This is a genomic window from Vibrio sp. 03_296, assembly GCF_002265885.1.
On record NZ_NPKW01001107.1, the window covers coordinates 1 to 869 of the forward strand.

At 50.3% G+C, this 869-nt stretch carries 1 pseudogene; it reads left to right on the forward strand.

From position 1 onward, the window contains the following. Positions 1-181, forward strand: a pseudogene (locus CIK04_RS30115) (IS5/IS1182 family transposase); the annotation flags it as partial. Positions 182-869 lie beyond the last annotated feature (688 nt).

Consider the following 869-nt stretch of genomic DNA (forward strand, 5'->3'; position numbering starts at 1 on the left):
CTTCCGAGGTCTAGCCAATGTGCAAATGCAATGTTGGTTGGCAGCGGCAGCCCAAAACATCAAGAAGATAGCGTTGGTGGTGAACTATCTACGAAAAATGGGCTTAAATATGGCAGAAATAAGGCAGATACTTGCTTCTGTATACCCGTGTAATGAATGGAAACTTCTGCGCACGATATAACAAAAAAAATCACGATCGCGACCTACGGTCGCTTCCAAAAAAGAACCCCACTTAAAAAGCGGGGTTCGTCATCAATCTGAGGCTTGCCATTGGCAAGCCTTTTTTGTTTGCCCAGCGAAGCTGGCAAACCCGTCGGGTTGAAAGAAGCCCGAATCGCCCTGACTGAGGGGAAGATAATCCGAATTGCAAGGGCGTTGCTGGCCAACGGCAGRGTCTGAAGGAAGCAATAGGAAGTTAACAGTACACAACGTAAGTGAACCTGCTTCGGCAGCATAGGTGGGTAAGCGTCCGAAACATCGCAAAGCCCAATACTCAGTCAGAYCTATGCTGTGCTTGAGGGTGGCATTGTTAACAGGGAGCCAGTGCAGTAACTGGGGAAGCCTGACACCACATCCGGGCAAACGCCGGAAGCACGAGTTCAAGGTGAAAACCAAGACTCGTGTTGGTGTGAGGTGGCAGATGAATCCGTAGTAGTGAGTAAGGCTCGGCCTGAGAAGCCCAGTAATGGCGTGGAGGAGAAAACCGAGCTGACCATTAGCATCGCGTCTGATGGGGCACCGCTTTGCCAAAAGCAAGCGAGTGTTGCGAAGGGAGGAAGTACACTTTAAGTCTGTGATGAGCAGATGTTTTTTTTTAGTGGCACCCAAACCGATTCGCTATCGGGGTATTCCGGCGTGGTCACCTGTGG